The following is a 3,388-nucleotide window of genomic DNA, read 5'->3' on the forward strand; positions in this document are numbered from 1 at the left end:
TGATGGTAGCGGTCCGGACCCGTACATTACACGGCGGCGTCGATCAGAAACGCGAAACGACTCCTGTTCTGCAGAACTGTTCGGTGCTTGCTGTCGACGGCATCGATGGGCGGTATCGGGTGCGTCGGAAGGAGCCCGAAGGGCGAGTGCAGACGCACCCGGCGCGGCGCGTTTCAGGAGGGGGTGACGCAGGAGTCTGGATGCGGTAGAAGAGGGTTTTGCCTACCGCCGAAGAAACAGGCCCGACACCGGCACAAACCGCCAAGTTCACTCCGGTGTCGAGCCCAACACGCGCACGACAGGGTACGGGTGCCCGCCAAGTATCGCATCCCCCGTCAGCCCTGTCGATATCGCATCGGCATTGACGGGGATTGCCGATGCCGGCCACAGGCCGCCTCTTTGTGTGCGCCCGCTGCCGGGTGCAGGTCATCGTTTGCCGCCGTTGCGACCGCGGCCAGATCTACTGCGACGGCGATTGCTCGCAGCTCGCCCGTCAGGCCAACTTGCGCGAGGCCGCTCAGCGCTATCGGCGCAGTCGCCACGGCCGGTTAGCGCACGCCGAACGGATGCGCCGCTATCGCAGCCGCCAGAATAAAGTGACGCATCACGGTTCCGCCGTGCCTGCCGCCGATGCTCTACTGGCACCGACTTCGACGACGTCGGCGGCCACAGCAGCGGTACCCGCCACCGCCGCTTCTGTGCCTGAGCATTGCCACTTCTGCCATTGCGTCTGTGCGGGCTTCGTACGCCTCGGGCCACTTCGCCGTCGGGTCTTCCGTGATGTTCGTACTGCTACTGACTGCACAGGAAACGACCCATGACCATCGGAGCTGAACTCGAAGCGCAGATCCTGCGCTACTACCACGTCGAGAAGTGGCGCTGCGGCACCATCGCGCGCCAGTTACACGTACACCGCGGCACTGTCCAGCGCGTGCTGGCGCAGGCCGGACTGCCCAGAGTCGGCGCGGTGCTGCGGCCCTCGCAAATCGATGCCTACCTGCCGTTCATCCATGAGACGCTGAAGAAGTTTCCGTCACTCACGGCCAGCCGCCTGTATGCGATGGTCTATGAGCGCGGCTACCGGGGCAGTCATGATCACTTCCGGCACCTGATCTCGCTCCATCGTCCACGTCCGGTGGCCGAGGCGTACCTTCGGCTTCGCACCTTGCCAGGAGAACAAGGTCAATGCGACTGGGCCAGCTTCGGCCATCTGCAGATCGGGCGTGCGCGCCGGCCCCTGATGGCCTTCGTGATGGTGCTGTCGTGGTCCAGGCAGATCTACCTGCGCTTCTTCCTCGATGCGCGCATGGACAGCTTCCTGGCCGGTCACGCCGGTGCCTGGGCGGCATGGTCCGGGTTGCCACGTATCGTCTTGTACGACAATCTTAAAAGTGCAGTGCTCGAACGTCAGGGCGACGCGATCCGCTTCAACCCGACGCTGCTCGCGTTCGCCGCGCATCATCGTTACGAACCCCGTCCCGTGGCCGTGTGCAGGGGGAACGAGAAGGGGCGTGTCGAAAGGGCAATCAGGTTTGTACGCGAGAACTTCTTTGCCGCGCGCAAGTTCGCTGACCTCGACGACCTCAATGCTCAGGCCGCGGTCTGGTGCGCGGGTCCCGCCGCCGATCGTCCTTGCCGGGAAGAGCCCACGATCACCGTGCGCGAAGCCTTCGCCCGTGAACAGCCCAACCTGCTCGCCTTGCCAGAGAATCCGTATCCGTGCGAACTGCAACTGGCCGCGAAGGTTGGCAAGCAGCCGTACTTGCGCTTCGACCTGAACGACTACACGATCCCGCATACCCACGTGCGGCGCACGCTCACGGTGCGGGCCGATCCCCGGCAGGTACGCATTCTCGATGGCGCCGATCTGCTCGCCACCCATGTGCGCAGTTACGATCGCGGCGCGCAGATCGAGATTGCCGCGCACATCGACGCCCTCGTCGCGCGCAAACGCGAAGCCCGTCACCATCGCGGCCTCGACCATCTGGCCCGGGCGGCGCCGGCCAGCCAGGCGTTGATGCTGCGCGCCGCTGAACTCGGCGGCAATCTGGGCAACATCACATCCAATCTGCTGCGCCTGCTCGATCGCTATGGCGCCTCCGAACTGCAGGCGGCCATTGAGGACACCCTCGCCAGTGGCGCGGCGCCTCATCCGAATCCGGTACGTCTGGCGCTGGAGCGCCGGCGCGAGGCGCGCAGGCTGCCTCCGCCGGTGGCGGTCCCAATGCCCGAACACGTGCGCAAGAGGGACGCGCTGGTGACACCTCATCGGCTCGACATTTACGACCAGATCACGGGAGACACCGATGAGCGCGCCTGATGATCTGCAAAGCCGCGCGAACGCCTTGCGCCTGTACGGACTGCTCGCACACTGGCCTGATGTGGTAGCCGAGCCGTGGGTTGCGCCATTGCTGCAGTGGGAAGAGGACGAGCGCGGACGCCGTTCTCTGGAGCGACGCATCCGCGATGCCCATCTGGGCAGCTTCAAACCGCTATGCGACTTCGACTGGGCCTGGCCCAGGCGGTGCGATCGTGGTGCCGTCGAAGAGCTGATGGCGCTTGAGTTCGTCAAGGACACCGCGAACGTCGTGCTGATCGGACCGAACGGCGTCGGCAAATCGACACTGGCGCTCAATCTCGCCTATCAGGCAATCGTCCATGGTCACACGGCCTTGTTTACTACCGCCGGCCAGATGCTTGGTGAACTGGCCGCGCTCGATAGCGATTCGGCGTTGCGCCGCCGGCTGAACCGCTATGCCTCACCCCACGTGCTTGTGATCGACGAGGTCGGCTACCTCTCGTACTCGAACCGCCACGCCGATCTGCTGTTCGAACTCGTCAGCCGGCGGTACGGTGTCGCGTCGACAGTGGTGACCACAAACAGACCATTCGGAGAATGGCATGAGGTGTTTCCGAACGCGGCTTGCGTCGTCTCCCTTGTTGACCGACTGGTGCATCGGGCGGAAGTCGTTGTGATCGAGGGCGAGTCCTATCGGGTGAAGGAGGCGCGTGAGCGGGCCGAACTGCGCACAAAAAGACGCACTACCAACCGTACGGAGAAAAAGTGATGAAGAGCCTTGCACACATGCCATCGGGTATCGTCCGCGGGCTCGACTTCCTGATAGATGCGAACTGGTCGCCTGAACAGGCACTCGCCGTCTTCGAACTGCTCAGCGATCTGCGTGCGAATCTGGATGCACTACTCCATCGAGTTGCATGACCTGATTCGCGAGCAGCGATCGCCTCCTGACGATCCGGAAGATATCCTCGACGATCTCTTCTGAACCAACTGACACGCCAGGCGGCCGCCACTGGCCGCCTGGTATTGTTGACGCTTCCACTCAGCCTTGCGCCGCCGTCTAGTGTCGGGTCTACGCCGCCGCCAACA

Annotated in this window: 3 protein-coding genes; all 3 read left to right on the forward strand. The window is 63.9% G+C overall.

What is annotated here, in order from left to right; genetic code table 11:
• The first annotated feature begins 817 nt into the window (after positions 1-817).
• Genes istA through P0D89_RS51775 form a run of 3 tightly spaced genes read left to right on the forward strand, consistent with a single transcriptional unit; the run spans position 818 to position 3,220 of the window.
• Positions 818-2,320, forward strand: coding sequence for an IS21 family transposase (gene istA, locus P0D89_RS51765; protein ID WP_408379439.1), 1,503 nt, complete (start codon positions 818-820; stop codon positions 2,318-2,320).
• Entirely contained in the window at positions 2,307-3,068 is a 762-nt protein-coding gene (gene istB / locus P0D89_RS51770; protein WP_408370728.1) for an IS21-like element helper ATPase IstB, read from the forward strand. The genes istA and istB overlap by 14 nt, the downstream gene beginning before the upstream one ends.
• Entirely contained in the window at positions 3,068-3,220 is a 153-nt protein-coding gene (locus tag P0D89_RS51775; protein ID WP_408379442.1) for a hypothetical protein, read from the forward strand. The genes istB and P0D89_RS51775 overlap by 1 nt, the downstream gene beginning before the upstream one ends.
• Positions 3,221-3,388: the final 168 nt, after the last annotated feature.

The organism is Paraburkholderia sp. RL18-085-BIA-A (assembly GCF_046027075.1).
Lineage (GTDB): Bacteria > Pseudomonadota > Gammaproteobacteria > Burkholderiales > Burkholderiaceae > Paraburkholderia.

Excerpts from the sequence above, each read along its gene's own strand:
- P0D89_RS51775 (WP_408379442.1), top strand. The coding sequence starts at position 3,068 with ATGAAGAGCCTTGCACACATGCCATCGGGTATCGTCCGCGGGCTCGAC.
- istB (WP_408370728.1), top strand. The coding sequence starts at position 2,307 with ATGAGCGCGCCTGATGATCTGCAAAGCCGCGCGAACGCCTTGCGCCTG.
- istA (WP_408379439.1), top strand. The coding sequence starts at position 818 with ATGACCATCGGAGCTGAACTCGAAGCGCAGATCCTGCGCTACTACCAC.